Source organism: Archaeoglobus neptunius (assembly GCF_016757965.1).
GTDB lineage: Archaea > Halobacteriota > Archaeoglobi > Archaeoglobales > Archaeoglobaceae > Archaeoglobus > Archaeoglobus neptunius.
The window spans coordinates 36,335-62,544 of record NZ_JAEKIW010000012.1; the positions used below are offsets into that span (position 1 = coordinate 36,335).

At 46.4% G+C, this 26,210-nt stretch carries 29 protein-coding genes, 1 tRNA gene and 1 riboswitch; of the genes, 10 read left to right on the top strand and 20 right to left on the bottom strand.

Features of this window, described 5'->3' with window-relative positions:
* Positions 1–22 precede the first annotated feature (22 nt).
* From JFQ59_RS10030 to tatC, 3 genes are all read right to left on the bottom strand, one after another.
* Entirely contained in the window at positions 23–811 is a 789-nt protein-coding gene (locus tag JFQ59_RS10030; protein ID WP_202320298.1) for an N-acyl homoserine lactonase family protein, read from the bottom strand.
* On the bottom strand, positions 812–2,467 hold the full coding sequence (locus JFQ59_RS10035; RefSeq protein ID WP_202320299.1) for a long-chain fatty acid--CoA ligase: 1,656 nt from the start codon (positions 2,465–2,467) through the stop codon (positions 812–814).
* Positions 2,468–2,596: 129 nt separating this feature from the next.
* Positions 2,597–3,307, bottom strand: a complete 711-nt coding sequence (gene tatC, locus JFQ59_RS10040) for a twin-arginine translocase subunit TatC (protein WP_202320300.1) — start codon at positions 3,305–3,307, stop codon at positions 2,597–2,599.
* Positions 3,308–3,393: 86 nt separating this feature from the next.
* On the opposite strand from tatC, the gene JFQ59_RS10045 reads away from it, so the two are divergent.
* Positions 3,394–3,957, top strand: coding sequence for an Lrp/AsnC family transcriptional regulator (locus tag JFQ59_RS10045; RefSeq protein WP_202320301.1), 564 nt, complete (start codon positions 3,394–3,396; stop codon positions 3,955–3,957).
* A 125-nt stretch (positions 3,958–4,082) separates the two neighbouring features.
* Here JFQ59_RS10045 and JFQ59_RS10050 read toward each other — a convergent pair whose 3' ends face one another.
* On the bottom strand, positions 4,083–4,937 hold the full coding sequence (locus JFQ59_RS10050; protein WP_230972456.1) for a prenyltransferase/squalene oxidase repeat-containing protein: 855 nt from the start codon (positions 4,935–4,937) through the stop codon (positions 4,083–4,085).
* A gap of 22 nt (positions 4,938–4,959) precedes the next feature.
* Positions 4,960–5,021, bottom strand: a riboswitch (Fluoride riboswitch).
* Positions 5,022–5,108: 87 nt separating this feature from the next.
* Here JFQ59_RS10050 and JFQ59_RS10055 point away from each other — a divergent pair.
* Both JFQ59_RS10055 and JFQ59_RS10060 read left to right on the top strand, forming a co-directional pair.
* Positions 5,109–5,966, top strand: coding sequence for a sulfite exporter TauE/SafE family protein (locus JFQ59_RS10055; protein WP_202320303.1), 858 nt, complete (start codon positions 5,109–5,111; stop codon positions 5,964–5,966).
* A 72-nt stretch (positions 5,967–6,038) separates the two neighbouring features.
* Positions 6,039–7,163, top strand: a complete 1,125-nt coding sequence (locus JFQ59_RS10060; protein ID WP_202320304.1) for an SLC13 family permease — start codon at positions 6,039–6,041, stop codon at positions 7,161–7,163.
* Between the two features lie 11 nt (positions 7,164–7,174).
* Here JFQ59_RS10060 and JFQ59_RS10065 read toward each other — a convergent pair whose 3' ends face one another.
* The gene (locus tag JFQ59_RS10065) at positions 7,175–7,576 is read right to left on the bottom strand and encodes a hypothetical protein (protein ID WP_202320305.1); all 402 of its coding nucleotides are present in this window, start codon (positions 7,574–7,576) and stop codon (positions 7,175–7,177) included.
* Positions 7,577–7,842: 266 nt separating this feature from the next.
* Between JFQ59_RS10065 and lysS the strand changes: the two genes are divergently transcribed.
* From lysS to prf1, 5 genes are read left to right on the top strand one after another with little or no spacing between them, the layout of a single operon-like run.
* Positions 7,843–9,324 (top strand): lysine--tRNA ligase, encoded by a 1,482-nt coding sequence (lysS, locus tag JFQ59_RS10070; RefSeq protein WP_202320306.1) that lies wholly within the window; start codon positions 7,843–7,845, stop codon positions 9,322–9,324.
* On the top strand, positions 9,321–10,313 hold the full coding sequence (locus tag JFQ59_RS10075) for a radical SAM protein (protein WP_202320307.1): 993 nt from the start codon (positions 9,321–9,323) through the stop codon (positions 10,311–10,313). The genes lysS and JFQ59_RS10075 overlap by 4 nt, the downstream gene beginning before the upstream one ends.
* 9 nt (positions 10,314–10,322) lie before the next feature.
* Positions 10,323–10,616 (top strand): DUF2551 domain-containing protein, encoded by a 294-nt coding sequence (locus JFQ59_RS10080; protein ID WP_202320308.1) that lies wholly within the window; start codon positions 10,323–10,325, stop codon positions 10,614–10,616.
* Positions 10,609–11,373, top strand: a complete 765-nt coding sequence (gene uppS, locus JFQ59_RS10085; protein WP_202320343.1) for a polyprenyl diphosphate synthase — start codon at positions 10,609–10,611, stop codon at positions 11,371–11,373. Before JFQ59_RS10080 ends, uppS begins: the two co-directional genes overlap by 8 nt.
* Positions 11,374–12,597 (top strand): peptide chain release factor aRF-1, encoded by a 1,224-nt coding sequence (gene prf1 / locus JFQ59_RS10090; RefSeq protein WP_202320309.1) that lies wholly within the window; start codon positions 11,374–11,376, stop codon positions 12,595–12,597. It begins immediately after the preceding gene.
* Between the two features lie 174 nt (positions 12,598–12,771).
* On the opposite strand, the gene JFQ59_RS10095 is transcribed toward prf1, so the two are convergent.
* From JFQ59_RS10095 to JFQ59_RS10155, 13 genes are all read right to left on the bottom strand, one after another.
* Complete coding sequence (locus JFQ59_RS10095; protein WP_202320310.1) at positions 12,772–14,151, bottom strand: alpha/beta fold hydrolase; 1,380 nt, start codon at positions 14,149–14,151, stop codon at positions 12,772–12,774.
* A gap of 66 nt (positions 14,152–14,217) precedes the next feature.
* Positions 14,218–14,817 carry a 30S ribosomal protein S2 gene (gene rpsB / locus JFQ59_RS10100; RefSeq protein WP_202320311.1) on the bottom strand — a complete coding sequence of 200 codons (600 nt, stop codon included), beginning with the start codon at positions 14,815–14,817 and terminating at the stop codon, positions 14,218–14,220.
* Positions 14,814–16,013, bottom strand: coding sequence for a phosphopyruvate hydratase (gene eno, locus JFQ59_RS10105; protein ID WP_202320312.1), 1,200 nt, complete (start codon positions 16,011–16,013; stop codon positions 14,814–14,816). Before eno ends, rpsB begins: the two co-directional genes overlap by 4 nt.
* A gap of 9 nt (positions 16,014–16,022) precedes the next feature.
* Positions 16,023–16,244 (bottom strand): DNA-directed RNA polymerase subunit K, encoded by a 222-nt coding sequence (locus JFQ59_RS12480; RefSeq protein ID WP_202320344.1) that lies wholly within the window; start codon positions 16,242–16,244, stop codon positions 16,023–16,025.
* 24 nt (positions 16,245–16,268) lie between these two features.
* A tRNA-Pro gene (locus JFQ59_RS10115) sits at positions 16,269–16,342 on the bottom strand.
* A complete protein-coding gene (locus JFQ59_RS10120; protein ID WP_202320313.1) occupies positions 16,328–16,558 on the bottom strand; it encodes a DNA-directed RNA polymerase subunit N in 231 nt (76 codons plus the stop codon). Before JFQ59_RS10120 ends, JFQ59_RS10115 begins: the two co-directional genes overlap by 15 nt.
* Before the next feature lie 8 nt (positions 16,559–16,566).
* Positions 16,567–16,965: a 30S ribosomal protein S9 gene (locus JFQ59_RS10125; protein ID WP_202320314.1), complete on the bottom strand. Its 399-nt coding sequence runs from the start codon at positions 16,963–16,965 to the stop codon at positions 16,567–16,569.
* 2 nt (positions 16,966–16,967) lie between these two features.
* On the bottom strand, positions 16,968–17,438 hold the full coding sequence (rplM, locus tag JFQ59_RS10130; protein WP_202320315.1) for a 50S ribosomal protein L13: 471 nt from the start codon (positions 17,436–17,438) through the stop codon (positions 16,968–16,970).
* A 10-nt stretch (positions 17,439–17,448) separates the two neighbouring features.
* Positions 17,449–17,826, bottom strand: a complete 378-nt coding sequence (locus JFQ59_RS10135; RefSeq protein WP_202320316.1) for a 50S ribosomal protein L18e — start codon at positions 17,824–17,826, stop codon at positions 17,449–17,451.
* Between the two features lie 127 nt (positions 17,827–17,953).
* Positions 17,954–18,661, bottom strand: coding sequence for a helix-turn-helix domain-containing protein (locus JFQ59_RS10140; RefSeq protein ID WP_202320317.1), 708 nt, complete (start codon positions 18,659–18,661; stop codon positions 17,954–17,956).
* Positions 18,662–18,692: 31 nt separating this feature from the next.
* A complete protein-coding gene (locus JFQ59_RS10145) occupies positions 18,693–19,628 on the bottom strand; it encodes a 3-methyl-2-oxobutanoate dehydrogenase subunit beta (protein WP_202320318.1) in 936 nt (311 codons plus the stop codon).
* Positions 19,625–20,752: a transketolase C-terminal domain-containing protein gene (locus JFQ59_RS10150; protein ID WP_202320319.1), complete on the bottom strand. Its 1,128-nt coding sequence runs from the start codon at positions 20,750–20,752 to the stop codon at positions 19,625–19,627. The genes JFQ59_RS10145 and JFQ59_RS10150 overlap by 4 nt, the downstream gene beginning before the upstream one ends.
* Entirely contained in the window at positions 20,739–21,608 is an 870-nt protein-coding gene (locus JFQ59_RS10155; RefSeq protein ID WP_202320320.1) for a 2-oxoacid:acceptor oxidoreductase family protein, read from the bottom strand. Before JFQ59_RS10155 ends, JFQ59_RS10150 begins: the two co-directional genes overlap by 14 nt.
* A 93-nt stretch (positions 21,609–21,701) precedes the next feature.
* Here JFQ59_RS10155 and JFQ59_RS10160 point away from each other — a divergent pair, with 93 nt between their 5' ends.
* Both JFQ59_RS10160 and JFQ59_RS10165 read left to right on the top strand, forming a co-directional pair.
* Positions 21,702–23,336 (top strand): aldehyde ferredoxin oxidoreductase family protein, encoded by a 1,635-nt coding sequence (locus JFQ59_RS10160; RefSeq protein WP_202320321.1) that lies wholly within the window; start codon positions 21,702–21,704, stop codon positions 23,334–23,336.
* 6 nt (positions 23,337–23,342) lie between these two features.
* Positions 23,343–23,786, top strand: coding sequence for a TIGR00725 family protein (locus tag JFQ59_RS10165; RefSeq protein WP_202320322.1), 444 nt, complete (start codon positions 23,343–23,345; stop codon positions 23,784–23,786).
* Here the strand turns inward: JFQ59_RS10165 and JFQ59_RS10170 are convergent.
* A complete protein-coding gene (locus tag JFQ59_RS10170; protein ID WP_202320323.1) occupies positions 23,765–24,898 on the bottom strand; it encodes a radical SAM protein in 1,134 nt (377 codons plus the stop codon). The two genes, JFQ59_RS10165 and JFQ59_RS10170, sit on opposite strands and share 22 nt — an antisense overlap.
* Before the next feature lie 21 nt (positions 24,899–24,919).
* Positions 24,920–26,149 (bottom strand): phosphoglycerate kinase, encoded by a 1,230-nt coding sequence (locus JFQ59_RS10175; protein WP_202320324.1) that lies wholly within the window; start codon positions 26,147–26,149, stop codon positions 24,920–24,922.
* Positions 26,150–26,210: the final 61 nt, after the last annotated feature.

Here is a 26,210-nt window from a genome sequence, read left to right on the forward strand (position 1 = left end):
TTTTCTTTTTCGCCATAAAAAATTATGGAAAAGATCTCCCGTCCAGACTGGGATCGTGTCCGGGAAGTATATTCTGCTTTCTCACCGTGCTGAGCGCTTTGAAGCAGCTTTCATACCATTCAGAAAGATCTACATGCAGTCCTGGTGGTACAAAGGGTGTCGTGGCCGGTGGAAATTGAACCTTGTTACCTGCAGCGTCCGTAAATTCGACCTGCTGTTTTGGCGGGAAGAAGTTGAAGTACGTGTAGAAGTGATCGCCGGCTATCAGATAATCTCCCTTTTCGGTTCTCACGCTCACCCCCTGCAAACCCTTTGTGTGACCCGGCAGCAAAACGACTCTGATCCCCTCGGCCACCTCAGCATCACCACAAACCAGGCAGAGGTCCATCTCCTCAAGGGGGAGAATCATGTTCTCATCGTAGGTCTGGCGATAGTGCATGGGCGGGTTAAGTGCTGACTCCCACTCTCTTTTCTGGACGTAGATCCTGGCATTGTGGAAAAGCTTTGCGTTGGCAACATGATCAAAGTGGAGATGTGTTATAATCAGCTTGTCCACATCCTCCGGTTTCATATTGGCTCTTTCCAGCGCCTCCCTCAGACTCTTTTCGCCGCCACCTTTGCCCGGAAATCCATGAACAAGACCGTTTTTGGCCTCCTCAACCCCGGCATCCACAACTATTTTTTCATCCCCACCATCAATTACCCAAACAAAAACAGGCCCTGTTACAAGGGCACGCATATCTCCCATCATCTGAACGACCCCAATTGGGACGCTAATTTCCGCCATTTTCAAGGGTGTAATCCTGTACATTCAACCACCTCCCATTTTTTTTCTTTCCCTTTCCTGCAGCAATCTCCACAAAATCTTGCCTGCTCCACTCTTCGGCAACTCCTTGACGAATTCAACTATTCTCGGATACTTGTAGGCAGCCATCTCCTTTTTGGCCCACTCGATTATGTCGCTTTCTCTGACCTTCCCCTCATATTCAGGTTTCAGAACAATGAAAGCCTTGACTTCCTCAACAACCCTCTCATCTGGAACTCCGATCACGCATACCTCCTTTACCGCCGGATGTCTGTACAGAACAGCCTCAACCTCGGTTGGCCACACCTTAAATCCTGATCTGTTTATCATTCTCTTTATTCTGTCAACAATGAAGAAATAGCCGTCCTCATCCATATACCCAAGATCTCCTGTTCTCAGGTACTTTCTGCCTTCGATCTCAATGAAAGCTTTTTCTGTCTCCTCTGGCTTGTTCCAGTATCCTTTAAACACCTCCGGTCCTGAAATAACTATCTCTCCCTGCTCGTTTGGAGGCAGAGGTTTTCCAGTTTCAACGTCAATTACCAGCGCATCAACACCGAAATCCGGAATTCCAAGACATTGCAGTTTTGGATTGTGGGGAGGGTTTAGATGAGTCTGTGAAATCGTTTCCGTCAGTCCGTATCCCTCCATGTACCTTATGCCGGTGAGCTGATACAGTTTTTCAGCAACAGCCTTCGGCATTGGTGCTCCACCACCGCCAACAACGAGCAGTGAACTGAGATCTCTTTTGCCGATTTCCGGATCACTCAGCATATCAACAACCATCGTTGTAATGTTAACCCAGTGGGTGCAGCGGTACTTTTCAATGGCCTGTATTGCCGTTTCCCTGTCCCACCTGGTTATCAGCACCATGGTGGCCCCCGCATAAATTGGAGCAAACATCGAATGCACCATGCCCGTAACGTGGAAGAACGGCAATGTAGCGAGAATGACCGAGGCAGGTGTCATGTTGAACCAGTGCACCGAACTCAGTATGTTGGCAACTGCAGTGGAATGTGTGTGCATGCATCCCTTAGGCATTCCCGTCGTGCCGGCAGTGTAAGGAATTAACGCCAGATCGTCACTGCTGACTCTGACATCTGGCGGATTCCTTTCGGCCATAACCTCGTTCCAGCTTATGGTGTTCTCCACGTCAAGTTTGAGTTTTGCAAAATCCGGGACGGGCAGTTCAGGTTGCTCGGGAATATAGTCCGATAGATTGCCGCTTATCACGTCAATTCCAAGCTTCTTTGCCACCGGAACTATTCTCGATGCCAGTTCGGACGTTGTAACGACCATTTTGCTCCCGGAATCCTTCAGAACGTACTCGAGCTCTCTTTCCACCAGCATCGGGTTCAGTGGGACTGTTATCGCATTCGCCCTCATTATTCCGAAAAATGCTATTATAAACTGTGGAGAGTTCTGGGCATATATCGCAACCCTGTCTCCTTTCTCGATACCGGTTGAAGCCAGATACGTGGCGAATCTCTCAACACTGTCAAGAAGTTCCCCGTAGCTTATTTTTTTACCATAGTAGATGATTGATGGTTTCTCTCCGTATCTTCTTGCAGAGGTCTCCAGAAATTCAAAAAGCGGAACTTTCGGGTAGTCGAGGGTTTTCGTCAGCAGTTTTGGCCAGTTTCGAAACCATGGTCTTTCCATGATGGTAGTTATCTTTAATATATTTAATCATTTCTTTTGCATTTCGTATTTTCAACTTGCATTTGAAAGATAAACTGCAACTTCTACTAATTGATGTCAAAAATATTGTCGTGTAACACGAACTTAATATCACCGTTTCTTTTGAATGATCCTGAGAAACGCCAGTCCTGTTTCGTACATGACGACGAACAATACGAGAATGGCCATCTGTGTCAGACCGGTAAAATCCATGCTCAGATTTGTGATGAATAGCAAAACAACGATGTAAATCGGAATTCTCAGGTCTCGGAAAGTCTTGTAGCTTACAATATTAAAGTGTTCTGCGAGCACCATAACAAGTGGAATCTGAAAAAAGATTCCGAATGACAGAAGCAGCTTTATTGCGTTGGAGATTGTCCTTCCTGCTGAAAGATATGGTTCCATGGATCCTGTAAGGGCAATACCGTAGAGGAAAGGCACTACAAACCTGTAGGCAAAAATAAGGCCGAAGAGAAATATAAAGTAGCTCGGTATAAGTATCGTTTTCAGGAACTTCCTTTCGTGTTCGTAAAGTCCAGGTTTTGCAAACAGATAGAGTTCATACATTATGTAAGGGTACAGAAATACCAGAGAAAGTATGGCTGAGAACGTGAGTCTAATTACAACCCATTCGAGTGGGGAAAAGACGTAAATTGGATTCTTACCTACAAGGGTTTCCCAGAAACTCATCATAAAATTGTAGGAGATGTAAAAAACAACAGAAATGGAAATTATAAATGCAAGGCAAATTCTCAACAGTCTTTTTCTCAACTCTTCAATGTGTTCGGTCAGTTCAAGCTCCTTATCATCTGGTGGATTCACAGAGTACGTATGTCTGGTCTACTAAAATCTTTGGATTGGAAGTTTAGACAATAAACTTTATGTGGAAGTTTATTTTAAAAAATTGCATGGATGAAAGGGACAGGAAGATTATTTCGATTCTACAGCGTTCAGGTCGTCCGACACTATCTGAAATAGGGGAAGCAATCGGCATGTCTGCAATGGGGGCAAAGAAGAGAATACACAGGCTTGAAAGTAAAAATATGGTTAGGTTGACAACTCTTCTGAACACTGAAAAGTTAGGGGTCCTTACTGCAATTCTGGCGATGGAAGTGGAGAGCTCTGCAGCACTGGAAAGGCTGCTGAAGAAGTTTGAGAACTGCCCCCGTATCATCAAGTTTTTCGTGACAACGGGAGGTTACAACCTTTTTGCTCTCATCTGGGCTGAGGATCTGCATTCTCTGGAGAGCGTTACACTCGAAAAGTGTTCACTGAGAGCACAGCCGGGAATAAGAAGATATGAGGTCTACCCGGTACAGGGGATCCACTACGATCCCTTTCTGGAGATCAGGGTGGTGGCAGATAAGGTCTCATCAGCTCCGTGTGGTGTGGACTGCGGTAGCTGCAGCAGGTACAGAACCGGAAAGTGTCTCGCCTGTCCTGCAACGGTGTATTACAGGGGGAAACTTTGAATTTTTGCAATTTATAAATCCAAACGAGCTTGTCCCAAAACTCTGCCAGGCACCGACCCTGTCCGGTAGTGGTTAATGATATGCTGCCTGTTACCGACTGATACGAGACCACATGTATACCAGAATTAAGGTAAGAAGACCTGCCCTGAGCTGCTGATACCGGTGTCGATACTACCCAGCATTTCCAGACTTTTGACAGCATAAAAAGTGTTTTCAAGGCTTGAAATTCCGAGATACGGGCTTCTTCTGAACCCGCCATCCGGGTTCTGGAGGGAGATCAGGTATCTTGCAGTCTCTTCATCCCTGTATTCGTATCCTGCTTTGTTAAAGATGGAAAGGGCATAGTAAGTTTCCTCGATATAGGACGGGAAGCTGTTGGGTTTCTTGGCGAAACCACCGTCAGGACATCGAAATTTTCTGGCAAAGCTCACAGTACGGTTATCCGGCTTAACCACTGAAGTACAGTAGAAGGTGTCCCGTAGATTCGCTTTCCTAACTCCATATCCACCGTTTCTTCTGAACCTTTCGATGAAATCTTTCACCTTCTCAGGTACCCTCATCCCGCACATTTCGAGGGATGTGGAGATGCAGTAAATCTCTCTCAGGATGTTTGGGGACTCAAAGGAGTAGGTGGCTGTAATTCCTCTTTCACTGCCCAGATCTCTGCTGTGACTCCTCATTAAGACGTCATCGAGCTTTTCGAGAAGGAAGTCACAGTACTCCTCTGGAAGTTTATGGTCAAGGGCCTCAAGAGAGCTGAAAATGTAGAAAATGGAGTACACTTCCTTTCTCAGATTGGACATTAGAAACTCGACCACCACTTCTTTACCCGGAACCTCTTCCTTCAGAGTCTTCAAAATCTGAACTGCGTAGAAGGTTTCGGCGAGAGATGATGGCAGAGGCCTGCACATCGCGAAACCACCATCCTCGTTCTGTCTGGACAGCACGTAGCCCTTCAGCCTTTCCAGAGATAGATTCAAAGCTACCACCCTACCACCGCTATTGAGAACAGGCGTCATCAGCCGTACGGCGGTTATGGGGTGGACGCCTTCACCCTTGTCTGTCTAAAATCTGCAACGGCTTTTAATTTTTCCCTTTTAGTTTGTTTTTTAAACCAAAAAACTAAATATTGTTTAATAACCATAACAACTATGGTAGGCGTGGTTGAGGTATCGATCTTTGCGGTTTCCATGGCCGTCCTCGTAATAACCGGAATAGCTGTGGGGTTTGCAAGTGGTTTGCTCGGTGTGGGTGGATGTTTCATAATGATTCCCGTGCAGTACTGGGTGTACACGAGCATGGGTATGGATGCAAGACTTGCCATCCTGACAGCATTCGGAACGAATCTTGCTGTTGTGTTCCCGACAGCGATAAGCGGAGCTTATGGTCACAGCAAACGTGGAGCTGTGCTGTGGAGAGCTGCCGCTGTGATGGGGATAACCGGAGCCGTTGGGGCATTTGCCGGATCTGCAATAGCAGCTCATCTGCCGGTTCAGGTCTTAAAGACGGTCTTTGGCCTGGCAATTCTTGCTGGAGCTGTAAGGATGCTGGTTGCAGGACTGCCCAAGGTGGAAGAGGGGCCAAATGAGAATGCAGCAGTACTGGCAGCCTGTGGAATCGTGCTGGGGATAGTAACAGGCATCATCGGTATTGGAGGTGGAGTGCTGATGGTTCCGGTAATGGTTGCACTGCTCAGATTCGGGATGCACAGGGCTGTGGGAACCTCAACTGCCGTTATGATCTTTACGTCGCTCGGAGGATTGGCGGGATACATTGTCAACGGATTGAAGGCTGGAGTGTTTGGCAGTTATCCAGCAGGTCAGCTTATCGGTTACTTCAATCTCGAATCATGGCTTGCTCTGGCGGTAACAAGCGTTCTTGCGGCTCAGATTGGGGTGAAGACTGCTCACAGATTGCCAGCAGGGTATCTGAAGCACATCTTCATTGCTGTGATGGTTTACATGGCCTTGAAAATGATTGGCCTGTTTACCTGGCTGCACATGGGATGAAATGGCGAAGTTCGAAAAATTTTATTAAGTCTGAATATTCAGGGATCGATAACTGTCCGGCATGGTGTTTTGATGAGGAAAATCAGATGGGTTGTGGCGAGGGGCATTGAAATTGCTGAAAAGGATACCATTCTAACCTTCTTTCTTTTTCTTCTGGTCATTCTGGCAATTGTGTATCCGGATAAGATGGCGAGTTACATTTCCATCATCGACTGGAGACCGATAGTTGCTCTTGCTGGACTGATTTTGATTGCCACGGGGCTGAAGGAGAGCGGCTATTTTGATATTCTTTCGAGGAGAGTGTTGGGGTGGTGTAAAACCGAGAGAGGTCTGTCCATCATCCTGGTTTTGCTGGCAGTGTTTTTATCAACATTTCTGACAAATGATGTTACGCTTTTTGTGGTTGTACCAATCACGCTTGGAATTCGAAAAATGGTGGAAATTGATGCTCTGAAGCTGGTAGTATTTGAAGCAATGGCCGTCAACGCAGGTTCAGCCCTAACTCCGATCGGCAATCCACAAAATATCTTTCTATGGCATGAATGGGGTGTATCGTTCATAACTTTCTTACTGCAAACCCTTCCGCTCTTCATCGTTTTGCTCGTGCTTCTCCTGCTGTTCACATATCTTTCCTTTCCAGCCATAGAACTGGACTTTTCAAAAAATATAGAGGATCCAAAGAAGGATACCACCCTGTTTGTTTTATCCACAGTAATGTTAGCAGCTTATCTAGCCTTCCTTGAATTGAGGCAGAGTCAAATGCTGCTGCCTTTAGTCGTCCTACTCTACGCTTTGCTGTATCGTAGAGTTTTAATAAATACTGATTGGCTTCTGATTTTGCTTTTTATTGTTGTTCTGATTGATTTCCGTGTCCTTTCTTCAGTTCCTCCATTGATTGAGTTGGTGGGCACTTTAGACATAAAATCCTCAGGCAACATCTTCATATTCTCGGCAGTCACTTCTCAGTTGATCAGCAATGTTCCAGCGGCCATATTCGTTTCGAATTTCAGCCACAACTGGCCTGCCATAGTGTATGGGGTTAATATTGGAGGAAACGGCCTAATAACGGCCTCCTTTGCGAACATCATTGCGTTGAGGATGGTTCAAAGCGAGAAAAGGTGGAGAAGATTCCACAAGTACTCTGTACCCTACTTTCTCATTACGGGATGGGTTGCATATATGCTGTTTTTTAATTAAAATAATTTAGATTATGGATTCCATCCCATGAATTTCAGCATCATTGACTGCATGTATCCGAACATTTTTTTCATTATGCCGACCATCTGATCCATGATTCCCTGGCTGTGCATGTATCCGTTCTGGGCAGGCCCGTTCTGTGGCCCATACTGCGAGTTCATGATTCCCCCATACATTGTTACATTGTCCATCGTACCCGGATAGTTCATGCCATTATTTGCCGGCATTCCGTATCCCATATTTCCCATTCCATAACCCATTCCCATTCCGTATCCGCCATACCCTGACCCGTATCCCATCATGGGCATGCCGTATCCTCCGTATCCCATACCCCCCATGCCCATAGCAGATGCAAGGGTGGTTACGAACAGGAGGCTCACAATTCCTGCAGCAATTCCCGCTTTCACATTCATTCACATCACCTCAAAACACTGTTAACCTCAAGAGCATTATACTTTGCAGGTTAAAACGTTAAGATTTGGAGCTGTCAGAACGTTCAGAAATGTTTTAAACTCCACAAAACGTTTCACAATTTGAAATGGATTTGAGAAAAACAACTGAATACTTTTAGGACGGTTAGTCTGGCTTCAGCAATCAAACAGAAGTGTTGGGGTCTGTGAAGTTATCTTGTGAGGCAATCAAGGGCAAGTTTAAAAACAGCATTGGCAAAAGCAGAGCGATGCACTGGGCAGATGTAATTGCAGCGAAACTTCTGAAAAAAGGAAGCAGGCATAGAATAGCGACCGGTATATCTCCATCAGGGCACATACACCTTGGCAATTTAAGAGAAATGGTAACGGCAGATGCAATCAGAAGAGCCCTGATAGATGCTGGTGGGGATGCAGACATCGTTTACATAGCAGACGACTTTGATCCTTTGAGAAGAAAATATCCATTTTTGCCAGAAGAGTACGAAAGTTACGTTGGAATGCCGCTATGCAAGATTCCTGACCCTGAAGGATGTCACGAATCGTATTCGGAGCATTTTCTGCAACCTTTTCTTGAGTCTCTTGAAGTTCTTGGAATTCCGGTAGAGGTTAGAAGGGCTTACAGGATGTATGAAGATGGTCTTTATGAGGATAAAATAAGGGAGGCTCTGGGAAAAAGAGATGAAATTGCAGGGATAATAAGTGAGGTAACGGGGAGGGAGCTTGAAGTTGACTGGTATCCATTCATGCCCCTCTGTGAAAAATGTGGAAGGATCAACTCTGCAAGGGTAACGGGTTTTGATGACAGATGGATATACTACACATGCAGTTGCGGCTACGCCGGCAAAGCTTCATACAGAGGGGGAGGCAAGCTTACCTGGAGGGTTGACTGGGCGGCAAGATGGCAGATTCTGAAAATTACCTGCGAGCCATTTGGAAAGGATCATGCCGCTGCTGGAGGAAGTTATGACACTGGAAAGAGGATATCCAGCGAAATCTTCAATTACGAACCTCCGTATCCCGTGCCTTACGAATGGATTCACCTGAAAGGCGTTGGGGCGATGAAAAGCTCGAAGGGGATTGTAATCCCCGTGAGAGAGATGATAGAGATAATTCCACCCGAGATTGTCAGATACTTTACCATCAGGGTGAAGCCCGAGAGACACATAGAGTTCGATCCGGGCATCGGACTGCTTGACCTAATCGAGGAATTTGAAGAAAAATTCAGGGAAGGAGACAGGAGTGTCGAAATCAGTCTCGTCAGCGATGTTCGGTACTCAGAAGTCCCGTTCCGCCATCTGGTGGTTGTGGGACAGATAGCAAAATGGGATGTCAGAAAGGTTCTCGAAATTTTAAAGAGAACAGGCTACAGTATTGACGAGGAAGTGATCAGGGATGTTGAGAGAAGGCTTGTTTATGCCAGAAAGTGGCTTGAAAAGTATGCTCCGGAGAGGATAAAGTTTGAGATACCAGATGAAATAAAATCGGAGTTCAGCGATAAGGAGAGGGAGTTTCTGAAAAATTATGCAGAAAGGCTAAAAGAGGACATGAAACCCGAGGAGATACATACTCTCGTCTACGACGTGGCAAAAGAGATTGGCATCAAACCCTCAAAGGCCTTCAGCGCTATTTACAAGGTAATACTGGATAAAACCTACGGCCCTAGAGTGGGATACTTTATCAAGTCTCTAGGGATTGGATGGGTGAAGGATAGAATAGAAGCAGTAATATGAGAAAGTTCAGGAGAATAGAGGCAGGAAGCTACTACAGCTATCTGCCCGAGGGGTGCAGGCTCTGCAGAAGGGGATCCAAACTCGTGCTTTTTGTGACCGGTAAATGCATGCACTCATGTTTTTACTGCCCCATCTCGAAAGAGAGATCGGGCAGAGATGTGATATATGCCAATGAGCGAAAAGTAAGAAGCATCGAGGACTTTCTTGAGGAGGCAGAGCTCATGGGAGCGGATGGAGTGGCAATAACGGGTGGTGAACCACTCCTGAAAATTGAGAGAGTTGCCGAGTTTCTTAAAATAGCCAAGGAATTGGATATGCACGTGCATCTTTACACGTCACTTCCTGCGGGTGAGGAGAAACTCAGGAAACTCAGAAAGCTGGATGAAATCAGATTTCATCCACCCGAGCTTCTGAAACCTGAAGCTTATGCTGACTCCATAAGAGCTGCAAAAAAGCTTGGAATGGATGCCGGGTTCGAAATCCCTGCTTTAAGATTTGATGAGAGGATTGTTGAGATTGCCAACGACCTGGATGCTTTCCTCAACGTTAACCAGCTTGAGGTAAGTGAGACGAACTGGCGGGAGATAGTGGGTAGAGGTTATGCGGTCAAAGACTACTACGTTGAAACACCGGAGGTCATAAAGGCCTACGAAAAGGCCAGCAAGTTTCACTACTGCAGTGCAAGATTCAAGGATGTGGCACAGTTCAGAAGGAGACTGATCAGAATGGCCATGAATCACCCCGAATTTTATGAGATAACCGGAGATGGTACGGTGGTGTGCTGCCGGATTGACGGAAATCTGGATGTGGCCGAGTACATTTTAAGCCGGAAAGGAATCAAATATGTCAGATTTGAGGATTGCATTGAAACTTCACCTGAACTGGACGAAGAGATTAGAGAAGCTTTAAAATCTGAAGGGTTGAAACTGAGTTTGGTGGAGAGGTATCCGACTTTCAACAGAATGGTCGTAGATCGGATAGAAATCTGAGGTTTGATTATGAACGGAGAGGTTGAGTCAAGGGTCAGAAAGTATCTGGAAAGGGACAAAAATGGGTTGAGAAAAGAATTGCTCAGAGTACTCCTCGACGGAAAGAAGTTCACAACTGCCGAAATCCACCAGATTCTGAGTGAGCGAGGTTACTCAATAAGTTCAAGGGGAATCTCAGCGATGGTTGGTTTGATCTCTGCCAGACTGGGGATTTTAAAAACAGAACTTGGTGAGAAGAATAGATACTATCTCAAACCGGAGTATGCTGAACTCGTGAGGAGAATAGTTGAGGAGTATGATTGATAGACTTGTTTACAGAATTTATGAGAGCAGATTGCTGAGGAAGGTAAAGAATGGCTCGATTCCCGAGCATATAGCCATAATAATGGATGGAAACAGGAGATTTGCAAGAAAAATGGGGTTGGAGCCGCATCAGGGACATTTTTTCGGCTCCAAAAAAGCTGAAGAGGTTCTCGAATGGTGCTGGGAGCTCGGGGTGAGGATGCTGACTCTTTACGCCTTCTCGACTGAAAATTTTAGAAGAAGTGAAAGGGAAAAGCAGAATATATTTGTCCTGTTGGAAAAGGAGTTGAGGAGAATCCTTAACGATAGAAGGACTTATGAAAGAGAAATGAAGGTAAGAGTTGTGGGCAGGAGAGAACTTCTCCCCGACAATCTGCTGAAAACGATTGAAGAGGTTGAGAACGCAACGAAAAGACATGGTAGACACTTTTTAAACATTGCTATTGCTTACGGTGGAAGACAGGAAATTCTTGATGCTGTTAGAAAAATTCTGCACAAGGTAAAGGCCGGAAAACTGCGGCCTGAAAGTATAGACAGGAAAGTCTTTGAGGAACATTTATATGGCGATGGAAAGTATTCTCAGGTTGACCTCGTAATCAGAACTGGAGGTGAGCAGAGGTTATCGAACTTCCTGCCCTGGCAGACTGCAAACAGCGTGGCATACTTCTGCGATGTTTACTGGCCTGAGTTTAGAAAAATCGATCTGCTGAGGGCAATAAGGGCCTGGCAGTACAGGAAAAGGCAGGAGGGGGTATGAATGTCTCAGAAAATGATGTATGAATTCAAGAGGAAGATTGAGGAACTTGACAGGTATAAGGGTAGAGGAACCGAGCTCATTACACTGTATATTCCTCCAGATAAAAATATAGCCGATATTTCCAACCAGCTTAGAAGTGAACTGAGTCAGGCTTCAAACATAAAGTCAAAACAGACAAGAACGAACGTAATAGCCGGTATAGAAGCAATTTTAAACAGACTAAAGCACTTCAGAAAACCCCCTGAAAACGGTATGGTAATTATCAGTGGTGTTGTAAATATTAACGGCAAGGAAAAACACATAACGGAGATAATAGAGCCTCCTGAACCTGTACCACTCTACAAATATCACTGCGACTCAAAATTTTACCTTGATCCCCTCAAGGAAATGCTCGTGGATAAGAAGCTGTACGGGCTCATTGTAATTGATAGAAGAGAAGCAACGGTTGGACTGCTCAAAGGAAAGCGAATTGAGGTTCTTGACTGGGACACATCGATGGTACCGGGAAAGCACAGGCAGGGAGGCCAGAGTAGCGTCAGATTTGAAAGGCTCAGGGAAATCGCCATCCACGAGTTTTACAAGAAGGTCGGGGAGATGGCAAGTGAGGCCCTTCTGCCCTACAATGACAGGCTGGTTGGAATTATAATTGGGGGACCATCTCCAACAAAAGAAGAGTTTTACGAGGGTGAGTATCTCCACCATGAACTCCAGAAAAAGGTTCTAGGCCTGTTTGATGTGGGTTACACAGATGAAAGCGGTCTTTATGAACTTGTGGAGAAAGCTAAGGACCTGCTCCAGGAAGTTGATATGATCAGGGAGAAAAACCTCATGCAGAGATTTCTCAAGGAGGTTGCAAGGGATGGACTAGCGGCGTATGGTGAGGAAGAAGTCAGGAGGTACATCGAACTTGGGGCTGTTGAAACCCTGCTTCTCTCTGAGGGTCTGCGATACGAGAGAGTTACGTACAGATGCCCCAAATGTGGGAAGGAGGTAATTGTAACTGTTAGGGAGGGGCAGGAAAAACCACCCTTCTGCGATGAAGACAGCGTCCAGATGGAGGAGGCTGAAAGAAAAGATATAGTTCTTGAGCTTTCAGAGCTTGCTGAGAGCATGGGTTCGAAGGTTGAGTTCCTTTCAACTGAGAGTGAAGAGGGAGAAATGCTTTACAGAGCATTTGGTGGAATTGCAGCAATCCTGCGATTCAAGCCGGATCAGAACAGTTAAAGTTGGACAGAATTTTCGGGTACATTCAATTTCAGCTCTGCTCCAGCCTCTTCATCGAATTCAACGACACCTTCTTTTTACCCTTTTGCTATCAGTGCAGACCTCGACGTGGAGTTACCTCTCCACCCTGACGATTCCCGATGGTATGATCCGCAATTAAAAAAGTTTTAAAGATCAGTGGGGTGTTATTCCGTAAGCCCTAACTTTCTCGAGCCACGCCCCAATCTTCGGAAACACCTCGGATGGTACTTTCAGCCCGAAGGGCAGGTCCACATGACCTGTTCCCTCTATTATGTAGTATTCGTCGTATTTGTGCAGCGTCTTGGCCTCCATGAGGTTTCTGATTACCTCATCTGCCTCGACTAGACCATCGTACTCCGAAAGCAGGGTTATGAAGGGCACCTTTACCTTTTTCATGTTGTAGATGTAGTAGTAATATCCATCCCTGCCCGGTTTTGGAGTTGGTGCTTCAACAAGCCACCACCTCCCCCCATTTTCAAAGTACTCTCTAACAGTTTTGTGGGTTCCGAAGTCATTGTACTGGGCGACAGTTGGGGTGTAAAGGCTGTCAACGATGTATCTTGCCATGAAGTCCTCCAAGGCTGGATTGAGATCGTTCGGGTTTGTAAAGGTGAGGTCTCTGATGATCTCGCTATACTCTCCGCATTTCTCGTTCATCTCGAAGATTAGCTTGAAAACTCTGTCCACCGTCAGCATGGTTTTGTGCCATAGCTTGTTATTCTTCGCAATATCCTCAACAACTCCCCTAAGGTCTATGTAGAGTGGTGCGTCGAGCAGCAGCCATGCGAGGTCTGCATCTGTAACTCTTGGCAGAGGTGGTATCATTGCAGGATCGAGAGCTATGACACCAATGACCGTTTCCGATCCATCGATTTCTCCGTTTCTTTCCCTGACAAGGATGTCGTCTGACACAACCTTTCTGCACCAGGGTTCGCCAAAGAGGCAGTGGTAGGTCCACTTGAACCTCGTTCCCTGTAGATACACGTAGCTCACAAGCCCTCCCGTGCTGTGTCCACCAATGATTGGATGTTTTCCGGTGACATCATACACTTTCCTTATGGCTGCTCTTGCATCGTACAACGCCCAGGTGTCAAGACTCGTTTTTGCCGATCCAACCTGACTCTTCATCTCCCTATCGCCCGTACCCCTGTAGTTTACGAGCCACACGTCATATCCCTGCTTCCAGAGGTAATATGCGAGACTGTGGTAGAGCATCGGGTCTTGCCGTATTCTATCGTCTCCAACAGCCCACTCAGCAAGGTCGGATGGTAGCCTGACGTCATACAGCTCCCTGAGTTCGGGTGGTGTGTTGGTGAGGTATTCGTTCATGTTACACAGCAGTCCGGGAAAAAGAACTACAGGTTGCGCCCCATCGTTTACGTTCTCTCCAGGTGGATGGTATCTCAGAAGCTTAATCGTAACTCCATCGTCCGTTTTGGCAGTGTACACGTTTCCGAGATGCTCAAATGCTGCACTGCTGGACATCACTAAAGCTAAACCAAGGCATAAGGTTGCTATAAGAACTACTTTCATAAATCGTGAGCAACTCCTAATATTATAAAAGTTTCGAAAAATTAATGATTATTATGGTTACAAAGATTAAAGTTCAGCTTCGAAGTCCTCTATTGTATAGGTGAAATCCTGTCCCCTGATCTTCGCTATCTCTCTTGCGAGAAGCCAGTAAACTATTGCCAGCGCTCTCCTTCCTTTGTTGTTTGTGGGTATGACGAGATCGATGTCTGCAGAAGAGTTGTTTGAATCACACAGTGCAACGACCGGGATGCCCACGACCGTTGCCTCGTTCACAGCCTGCTTGTCTATTGCCGGATCGTTAACGAAAACAACGTCCGGCTCTCTGTAATCCTTGAGCATGGGGTTTGTGAGGGTTCCGGGTATGAACCTGCCGACAATGTAATCGCTGCCCACAACCTTCGAGAACATCTGAACCGGTTTCTGAGCGTACTGCCTTGCTGCAACAAGCAAAATCTTTGATGGATCATATCTGGAAAGGAATTTTGCTGCAACCCGGATCCTCTCATCCAGCTTTCTGATATCCAGAACGTAAAGCCCGTCCTGCCTTACCTTGAAGATGAACTTCTTCATGTCGCCGGTTTTTATCTGCGTTCCAATGTGCACTCCTGCTGCGAGATAATCATCCGGTGGTACAAGATATTCGTATTCCTTCTCCTTTTCCATCATATTCTCACCATTCTCGGCTTATCCATCAGTTCTTCGATTCTGATGAGCTCATTAAGTTTTGAGATTCTTTCTCCACCAACCACACCCGTCTTTATTAACTTTGCGTTGAAAGCAACGGCAAGGTGCGCCAGACTTTCATCCTCAGTTTCTCCGCTTCTGTGACTCACAACTATGCTGCAACCGCCATCCTTCGACATCTTCACGGCCATTGCAGTCCCTGATATGGTACCATTCTGATTTGGCTTTATCAGTACGGTGTTGGCAGCGCCAATTTCAAGACCTTTTGCGATCCTCTTTGGACTGGTTACAAAAATGTCGTCCCCGCAGACCATACATTTTACCTGATTCGTCAACTCTGCGAAACCCTCAAAATCGTTTTCATGAAGCGGATCCTCGATGTAAAGCAGATTGTACCTGTCGGCGAGTTCTGCAATGTACGCTATCTGCTCCTCCGCAGTGAGCTTTCTATCTGGATAAACGTATCTCTCTCCATCCCACAGCTCGGTTGCTGCCACATCAATACCAATTCTTATCTCCACTCCGGTCTGGTCTCTGGCATTCTGTACAGCCTCGTTGAGGATTTCAAAGGCCATCTCATCGCTGATCTGTGCCGCCCAGGCACCTTCATCTCCCTTGGCTGCAAAGATTCCTCTCCTCTTGAACTCCTTTTTTAACTCCTTGTGCACAGCAGCGTTGGTTCTTTGTGCTTCAAAGAAGCTCTTGGCTCCTACCGGAATTACGAGAAACTCCTGAATACTTGTCGAACCCTCAGCATGCCTACCACCCCCAATCACGTTTCCAAGGGGGTAGGGCAGCTCATTCGCAAAAGCACCACCTATATAGGCGTACAGGGGCAAACCGAGAAGCTCTGCTGCGGCTTTGGCTGTTGCGAGACTTGCTGCGATTGCAAAGTTACCGCCAATTTTTGAAAAGTTCTCGGTACCGTCAATCTCCTTTAAGGCTTCGTCAACACTATTCTGGTCAAAAACACTCAGGCCAATCAGACCTTTTGCCACATCTTCCTCAATTTCCTCAAATTTACTTGGACTCACAACAACGGCTTCCTCACTTCCCGTGGATGCTCCGCTTGGAGCCATTGCTTTTGCAACCACATCTCCTGCGATAATTTCACACTCAATGGTTTCATTCCCTCTGCTGTCGAAAACAATCCTGTAATGAACATCCTCTATTATCAAGCTATCACCTCAGAAAAGATCATATCTTTCGAGCCACACAAACTCGTTTCTCCTTCTTTTTACGGTTATGGGAATGACGCCTCTGCTGAACTCTTCAAGGGCAATATCGAGAGGTTCGGTTTTGTCTGTTTCGATTAAAACAGGAGCTCCCATGGCTATCTGCAGTGCTCGTGCTCCTATAATTCTTGCTTTCTCAAATCTCGTGTACTTGAACGGAAACTTTACCTTAATAGTTACCACCCCTCAAAGCGGGTATGGGGCCGCCGAGATTTGAACTCGGGTCACGGCGTCCCGAACGCCGCAGGATCACCAGGCTACCCCACGGCCCCATGAAAGCGGGACAACTCCTTAATCACAGACTTGTGGGTTATGAACATTCTCCTGCAGCAGTACCTTTCGATTCCAAGTTCATCCAGCGCCTCCCTGGCACTTTTGCCTTCGGCAAGCTTTTTCCTGTACTCCTCGTAAAGGTGCCCGATGATGGCTCCGCACGAAAAGCATCTTATTGGAAAATCACTGGCACTCTCTCCTCTGGGCACGTCCATTTTTGCACTCACCTGTACGATGTCTGTCTTCTCGCTCTAGCTCCCCTGCCACCCTGGATCTTTGGAAGTTTTCTTCTGACGTCGTTGACGAGAAGACTTCTGTCGTACTCGAGATACGCTTTCCTGAGTTCCTCATCTCCGCTAAACTCTGTTAGGGCTCTTGCAATTGCAGTTCTCGCAGCTTCAGCCTGGGCCATGAACCCGCCTCCCCAGGTGGTGACGTCAATGTCAACCCTGCTGGCCAGTTCTTTCGCAATGATGAGTGGTTCGAGTATCTTCATTCTTGCCATTTCTGGCTGATGGATCTCAACGGGAACCTTGTTTATCCTCACTCTGCCGATCCCGGGCCTTATAACCGCTCTGGCAGTTGCGGTCTTTCTTTTACCACTCGTTACAACAATCTTCATTTTCAGACACCTCTGAATCCGAGATATCTGCTTACCTCTGCAAGGGTGACATACTTATCTGTTTTTGAAACTTTCTCAAGCATGGCATCATCGATTGTTTCAAAGTTCATACCTTTAAGCTCCTCAGGGACACCCATAAATACACGAAGTCTTCTATATGCATCTCTGCCCCTCGACGTCTTCCAGGGAAGCATTCCTCTTACTGTTCTCTTGAATATTTTTTCTGGATGCCTCGGAAAGTAGGGGCCTTTTTCCTTGCTTCCCCTGTCGTACTTCTCTTTGTACCTCTCGAACACCATATGCTTGTCTCCTGTAATGACCACCTTTTCTGCATTTACCACAACGATTCTCTCACCCTTCAACAGTCTCTTTGCAATCCTGCTTGAAAGCCTTCCCAAAATGTGTCCCGAAGCGTCGATGATCGTAAAATCTTCGCCCAACGTTTTTATCACTCTGCTAACGTTTACCGCCATACTGTCCACCTCACACCATCAATTTCACTCCACTGCCTTTCGGATTCTCTCTTAGAAGCTCTTCTATGCCCATGCATCTTCCCCCTGCTTCGATAATCTTCCTCTTTGCTGTTTCCGAAAAGCTCAGGGCAGCAACTTTCACGGGTTTTGTGATCCTGCCGCTTCCCAGCACCTTTCCGGGAACAATTACATACTCATTTTCCCTCGCATACCTTTCAATCTTCGACACGTTAACCTCTGCCTGCAATCTTCTGGGCTTTGCCAGTCTCCCTGCTACGTCTTTCCAGATTGCGGCGTCATTTTTGGCCGATTCACTGAGCAGAACATCAATTAGAGTGACAAGGTTTGGATTTGATTTCCTTTTCTGCAACCTTCTGATTTTGCTCATATCCGCAACACCCCAACGTAGTTCTCACCGTTACATCACTGAATTTAAATCTTTGCAGCCTTCTGATTTTTAATGTTCTTTTTGCTCAGGGAGGCTAAATAATTCTTTCGTATTGATTAATGATGTTTCAGTCTTCCAGATACCTTTCCCTCTCCCAGAGCTCCTCAAGGAACTTTTTCAAGATCTTCTGCTCTGCTGATCGGATATGGTGGAGGCATGTTGATTTTGCTATTCCGAATTTTTCGGAGAGTTCTTTAAGATTTACTTTTCTGGGCCACTCGAAGTATCCTGATCTGTAAGCTTCAAACAGTACCTTTTTCTGCTTCATGGATAGCTCAGATAAAAGCTGATCGATGATGTCGTCAAACTCTTCCTTCGCATCTCCCAAATTGGCAATGCTAAGAACTTCGAGATCTATGTTTTCGACCCCCTCCAACTTTTTGAGAGCCTCTCCAAGTTTTTCTTCGTAGACTAGAACGGTCCAGTATTCGTGTCCGTTGTGGATGACTATCCTTGTGGGCATGATGTCGAGACCAAAAATGTTCTCATAAAAGGTGGATTTCGGGGTAAATCTGCCATGAATGTATACGATAAGCTTTTTTCGGCTTATTACAGTCAACTCCTTTGCCAGATCTCCGTAACTGTACATGTCTTTGATAAAACTCGATAATGCGTCATAGTTCTCTGCCACAAGTTTAAAGTTTGCCCTTATCTCATCCGAAATCTTGAATACTCCGGTAACAATGAGATAGACCCCTGGATGGTTCCTGGTTATCTCTATTGACCAGCATCCGGGATGCCAGAGTTTAAGAACTACCTCCTTCAACCCCTCCATTTTAGAGAATTAAATCTGATAAAATATAACTTTAACCAAGCGCATTCTGAGCGGAGAGACGAATGAAGCTTGGAAGTTCATGATCCCTTATCCCGACAAGTCTGTTCCATCTGTCATTTATGTACTTTTTAATTTCCCTGATTTCCGATTCGGTGAGTCCGGAGAACCTGCCCTGCGAGGAAAGATATTCCTGAACATCTTTCATCTTTTTCTTTCCTTTTGCTATCAGGTCGCTTGCACCTGTAAAACTGAATCTTCCTTCAGAGTACTCGAAAAGAATCCACATCCCCGTCTCAACTGCCAGTCTTGCGATGTGGACAGTCCTGTTCATCGGAAAACGCCAACCCGGGGGGCACGGAGCGTGAATTTCTATGTATCTGAATCCTCTGATTTCTCTAGCCTTTCTGACCTTCTCGTAGAGGTCTCCGAGGTACCCGATCGAGGCAGTTGAGACGTAAGGAACGTTGTGGGTTAGCAGTATCTCTGCAACATCCTTTCTGTGTTCCTTTTTCCCCTTCCAGGTGGTTGTCGTCCATGCACCATATGGTGTAGCGGAACTCCTCTGGATGCCCGTATTCGAATAGATCTCATTGTTGTAGCAGATGTAGATTATGTCCTCATTCCTCTCAGCAGCACCACTCAGAGCCTGAAGGCCGATGTCGTACGTTCCTCCATCTCCCGCCCACACAACCACCACTGTATCATCACCCTGCATTTCCAGTGAGGCCCTGATTCCGGATGCAGTTGCTGCGGCAGCGGCAAAAGCTGTGTTGAATACAGGAATCCTTATGGCAGAATTTGGATACGGCCCCATGTAAACTGACGTGCAGCACGCTGGTACCACCAGAATCGCCTTACCACCGAGGGCCTTAAGAACTGTCCTCAGGGCCATCGATGATGGACAGCCGTGACAGGCAGCATTTCCAGGAAGAAGAAACTCCTCCCTTTCAATTTCCGAGATTTTCACATTATCACCTCCTTAATCCAGATTTTTCTCTCAAAAATCGCTTTTTCGATTGTCCTCTTCGTTACGTCCACACCTCCGATTCCAACAATCCTCGGTACGATTTTGGCATCAGAAAATGCGAGAGCAGCCCTGATCTCTGTGTAGAGCTGCCCTCCAGAACCCGGACTTATCGCCCTGTCAAAGACAACTACCCGCTTACCATCGAGAACCCTCCTGATATCTTTTTCGGGAAATGGCCTGAATGATTTCAACCTCAGGAGGCCAACCCTTACATTTTTGTTTCTGAGACTGTCAACTGCAACTCTGGCTTCGGAGGCAACCGCTCCCATCGCAACAACAATAATATCTGCATCCTCGGTTTTGTACTCCTCAATGGTTAGGGGTACTCTCCTTCCTGAAAGCTCCAAGAACTCTTCCTCTACCTCCCTCATCACCTTCAAAGCCCTGTCATGTGCCTTCTGTATGCTGTGCCTGAATTCCGCAAAGTAGATCGGAAGCAGGATATTTCCGTGGGTAAAGGGATTATCAGCATCAAGCTTCCAGTTAGGATCGTACTCATCGAGAAAGCCGTCAAAGCCGGTGAGTTCAACCGGCATTGTGGTGTGGGACAGAACAAAACCGTCGTAACAGACCATTGCTGGAAGCATAACCTTTCTGTTTTCTGCAACCCGGTAGGCCATTGCGATGGTATCGTAGATCTCCTGAATGCTGCTGCAGTAGAACTGGATCCATCCGGTATCCCTCTGGCTCAGAGAATCGCTAAGGTCTGCCCAGATATTCCAACCCGGACCTATTGCTCTGTTTGCCACACTCATCACAACGGGTGTCCTTGCGTTTGCAGCCCAGTGAAGCATTTCATGCATGTAGGCAAGTCCATGGCTGGATGTTGCGGTAAACGTTCTTGATCCTGCTGCACTTGCTCCAATGCACGCTGCCATCGCTGAATGTTCCGACTCAACCCTGATCAATTTGGCCCTCATTTCTCCGTTTTCGATCAGCTTCGAAAGCGTCTCAACGACTGGAGTCGATGGGGTGATGGGATAGGCTGCTATAACTCTCACTCTGGAGTTCATTGCAGAGAAAGCTGCGCTCTCGTTTCCCGTTAGCATTTTAACCTCCGGCATCTGCAAGCACCTCCCGGTTACTTTTGATTGCACGTCTCGGGCATACGGCAGAACAGATAAGACAGCCCTTGCAGAACTCGTATTCGATCTCGACTTTTTCGTTAACCATCATTGCACCTTCAGGACAGTGGAACCAGCAGTTCAGGCACATGTTGCACTTTTCGTATTCAATTTCTGGCCTAAAGTCTCTCCAGAAGCCTGTTCTACCAGCAACACCGGGCGAAGGCATGGAGATTGGCAGTTCCACCTTTATCTTCTCCATTTTTACCGGACTATACTTCTTTCTGCCCTTTACGACAGCATGAATGGCATTTTCGTAAGCTTTTCTGGCAGCCAGAACGTTTTCAATTCCAAATTTCTTTCTGATGGTTTTTTCAAGGACCTTAAATCCGATGTTTACCTTGAGTGCTTCAAAGGCTCTCATAACCGCCCCGAGAACCGTCGTGCTGACCACCGGTGTTCCCGCAAGCAGCAGGTTGTGTTCGATTGCTATTCCCGTCGCATCTGTTGTGATGATATGGAGGAACTTTTGTTCGAATTCGAATTCATCCGGTTTTCTGGTTGTGTTTATCACGATAACTCCTCCCTCTTTAACTCCAGAAAACACATCAATCGACCTCATAATCAGAGGGTCGAGAACCACAACAATGTTTGGGTGGTAAACCTGACTTGTTTCGTAAATATTTTCATTTGAGATTCTTGTGAACGCAACAACCGGTGCTCCTCTCCTCTCGGCACCGAAAAATGGCATTGACTGGCTTTTTAAACCAGTGAGATGGGCGACCCCGGCCAGTAATTTGCTTGCCGTTACCGCCCCCTGCCCCCCTCTCCCGTGAAACCGGATCTCCAGCTTCATAATTTATCATTGTTTTTCATCCTATATAACGGAAAATGCGAACATGTTTGCATTCTGTGAAAAAAGCTTTTAAAATTGCAGGGAATAAATATTATGCGAGCCATTGAGGTCGATCTTACAGCGAACGAGGTATATGAGAGAATTCTGGATTCTGAATTTTTCGGCGGAAAGGGTGTGGCTGTCAATCTAATGCTGGATGAAATCAAGAAAGGTATCGACCCGCTGTCTCCCGATAACCTGCTTATCTTTGCAACAGGTCCGCTAAACGGCATAAATCTCAGTGGAGCTTCGAGAGCTACCTGTCATTTCAAATCCCCGATGACCGGTGGTTACGGTGAATCTCAGTGTGGTGGGTACATCGCCTATGAAATGAAAAAAACTGGTGTGGATTTTTTGATGATAAAGGGAAAGGCAGAGAGACCGGTCTACATTCTGGTGGAGAATGGTGAAGTGAAGATTATCTCTGCAGAAAAACTGTGGGGAAAGGATTCCTATAAAGTTGAGGATTATCTTCGGGAAAAGCATGGTGGGGAGATTCTGTCCATCGGACAGGCAGGGGAGAATCTGGTCAGGTTTGCGTGCATAAACCATCGAAGGGGTAGGCAGTTTGGTAGGGGTGGAGGAGGAGCCGTGATGGGTTCCAAAAATCTTAAAGCAGTGGTCTTCAGAGGAAACAGGAGAAAAATTGATGTGGCAAATCCGGAGGAGCTGAGAGAATTCAGGAAATGGCTAAACGGGAAGGTTAAGAAGACTCACAGGAGTCTGACAGTATACGGGACATCCGGGATGATGAGCCTCGTCAACGAACTTGGAGTTCTCCCGACAAGATACTGGCAGAAGGGAAGATTTGATGGAGCCGAGCGCATGAGCGGTGAGGAGATAAAGAAATATTTCGTTAAAAGCACCGCTTGTTATGGCTGTTCTGTTGCGTGTGGAAAACTTGCAAGGGTCGGGAATTGCGAGACAGAGATAGAGTATGAAACTCTGTTCGCCCTGGGAGCTCTCTGTGAAAATGAAAATGTTGAAGACCTGATCAGAGCCGCTGAGCTTTGCGACAGGTATGGGATGGACACGATCTCAGCAGGAAATGTAATCGCCTTCTGGATGGCAAACGGCAGGGCTGAGTTCGGAAATTCTTCAGAAGTTATCAGGCTGGTTGAGAAAATAGCCTTCAGGAGGGATGAGGGAAACATTCTTGCAGAAGGTGTAAAAAGGGCCGGTGAAGTTCTTGGGAGTGAGGTGGAGGCCATACATATAAAAGGCCTGGAACCGGCTGGGTACGACCCGAGAGGCTTGTACGGCATGGCCATCGGCTATGCCACATCTCCGAGAGGAGCATGCCATATGAGGAGCTGCGCATATCGCCCAAATCTGACGGGCCATCTGAACAGGCTCAGCATTCAGGGTCAGGCTGAAATGGTAAAGGACTACGAGGATTTCTATGCTGTAATCGATTCAATGGTTTATTGTCGTTTTCTCTGCCTGCCAGTTATAGGCCCAGTTTACTGGGAGGAACTCTCCAAGCTTTATGGAATTGTTACAGGTGAAAAGAAAGATGTTGACGAATTCAAGGAGGTTGGGGAGAGAATCAACGATCTGGCGAGGGAGTTCAATATTAGGGAGGGAGTTACCGATTACTATCTACCAAAGACTTTTGTTGAGGCTATCGGTAAGGAAAATCTTGATAAAATGATTGGAGAGTATTTGAGGCTGAGAGGTTGGAGATGAGTCGAGATGCTGCAGATAGGAGTGATCGGTGCGGGTAGGTGTGATGAGAAAATTTACAGAACTGCATTTCGGGTTGGGCAGCTCATAGCTGAAAGAGGGCATGTGCTGATAAATGGGGGACTTGGAGGGGTTATGGAGGCGAGTGCCAGAGGTGCGAAGAGCAGGAACGGAACGGTCGTGGCGGTACTCCCGGGCAAAATGGATTACTGCAACGAATTTTCAGACATCAGGATTGCCACGGATATGGGGCATGCGAGAAACGTTATTATCGTGCACAGCTCCGATGCGTTAATTTCCGTGGGTGGAGGTTATGGGACGATCTCGGAGATTGCAATAGCTCTGAAGGAAGGTAAAAAGGTCGCATCTCTCTATCCACCGGTCGTTATAGATGGAATGAAAGTATTTGAAACTCCGGAGGAGGCGGTAGATTACTGTATCTCAGATTCATAAAGATAGCAGCTCGGGTCATCTCCCCAGAGATCGCCGTATCTGTATGCCCTTAATCTGAAACCCCCGCAAACATCCTTGAATCTGCATCTCCCGCATTTTCCTCTGAGGTATCTGACCTTGTTTCTCAATTTTTCGAGTAACCCATCACCCCCCATCCAGATCTTTTCAAAGTTGCTTACGAGAACGTTTCCCAGTGTGTAATCCCACCAGAACTGATTGGGATGAACGTCTCCCCTGTGATCTATGCAGGCGAGTCTTATTCCGCTGCTGTCCCCACCCCTGTACCTGAGAAAATCTCTGGCCATTTCTGCCTTCTCCGGATCGATTTCCAAAAGCTTCAGGTAGGTGTATATTCCATCGGCGGGATTGTCAACGGTCATTATTTCCATTCCCTCCTTTTCAGCCTCTCTGATCAGCAGTTCGATGAGCTTTCTTCTCTCTTCATTGCTGATGTCATCCCCGAAATCGGCTCTACCTGAAGGAACGAGATGGTAGAGACAGAATCTGGGAATTTCGTTCTCTCTTGAAAGATTTATCAGAGGAATGACCTCGCTGTAATTGTGCCTCGTTACTGTGAACCTGACACCCGAAAGCACAACTTCACTTGCGGCTAAAAGGCCTTTAAAGGCCATTTCAAAAGCTCTCTCCACCCCTCTGAACCGGTCGTTCGTCTCCTTGAGACCGTCAAGACTCACTCCGACGTATTCAAAGATTTCAAGGTTCCCGGCAATATCTCTGTCAATCATTGTTCCGTTTGTTGAAAGAACGGCTTTAATCCCCCTCTTTTTCGCATACTCTGCGATATCAAAGATGTCCTCTCTCAGTAATGGCTCTCCACCACTGAACAGGATCAGAGGAACCTTGAATTTTGCAAGGTCATCGATAATCTCAAAACACTGCTCAGTTGAGAGCTCCACCCTGTCTGTACCGGCAGATGCGTAACAGTGCAGGCATCTCAGGTTACACCTGTTTGTTACATTCCAGACGACTATGGGTGTGTATGATCGTGTGAACGCCTTCAGCCTTTCTGGAATGAAGTTTGAATCACCCTCGTATGTTATATGTTTTGAAACTGTGGCCTCTCCCGCTACAAGCTTGCTCAGACTAATCATCCATATAACAAAAACCCTTGTTTAAAAAATGATTTCTCCTCCCCATTTCTTCTGCCAGTACTCCTTGATGGCTTCCAGTGCAACGAGCTTTTCACCACTGAGGAACCTTATACATGCTCCTCCTGCCGTGGAAACATGGCTGAATCTATCGCTGAGACCAAAAAGTCTAGCAGCAGATGCGATATGTCCTCCACCAACCACCGAGTAGCTGGCTTTTGTTGCAGCCTTAAGAATTTCGTACGTTCCGAGGGAGAATCTGTCGTCTTCAAACACACCCGCAGGACCATTGAGAACCACGTAATCGTACTCCGGGATAATGCTTGAGAACAGGGTAACGCTCTCAAGTCCTATATCCATGATTTTGTATCGGCCATCGAATTTCTCCAGAGGTATATCGGCCCTGACCCCATCTTTCTCCACGCCAAAATCCACTGGAAGAAGTATCCTGTCGGAGTACTTCTCGAGAAGAATCTTCATGTCCTCGTCCCTCACTCCCTCTTTGTTGTCCTCGATAATCTTCCTGTTTACCTCTCCAATTTCTTCTCCCTTCAGCATGAGAAAATAGTTTGCAACTACCCCCGTTAAGACAACTTTATCCGCTATACTGTTCTTCAGGACATTCTTCATGACCTTTACGGAATCCTTTATTTTTGTACCTCCGAGAACGAATAGTTTTTTCCCTTCGCCTTTTAGAGGTTTGCTCAGTGCTAAGATCTCTCTTTCGACGAGTCTTCCAACCACTGATGGTAGAACTGGCACAAAACCCACCAGTGAAGCATGGTTCCTGTGTGAGGCTGAAAACGCATCATTTACAAACAGGTCAACCACGCTCTTCAATTTTCTGACAAGATGTGACTCTGCATGTTCTTCAGGAGTTCTGTTAAGCTGCTCTTCCGAGTAAAATCTAACGTTTTCGAGCAAAAGGATCTCGCCGTCTTCCATATCCTTTATTCTCTGGACTGTATTTCTGCTAAAAATCTCGTCAACGTATTCGACCTTTCTTCCTAGTAGCCTTGAAAGCGTCAGTGCGTGGGTTTCGAGTGTGGTGAAGTCCTTTTTTCCGGGCCTGCTCTGGTGTGCGAGGAGTATCAGTTTTGTCGATGACAGGTCTTCAATTGTTGGCAGATGACTCTCGAACCTTGCCGTGTCGAGAATTGTGGAGTCCACTATCGGTGAGTTGATGTCAACCCTCAGGAGGACTGTTTTGCCGTAAAAAGGAATATCGTCCAGCGTTGGAAGACCGTCAATCATCAATCACCCTTCACCCCTGACTTTAAAATTTTTCTGAAAAAAATTAATTTACGCACTTCTT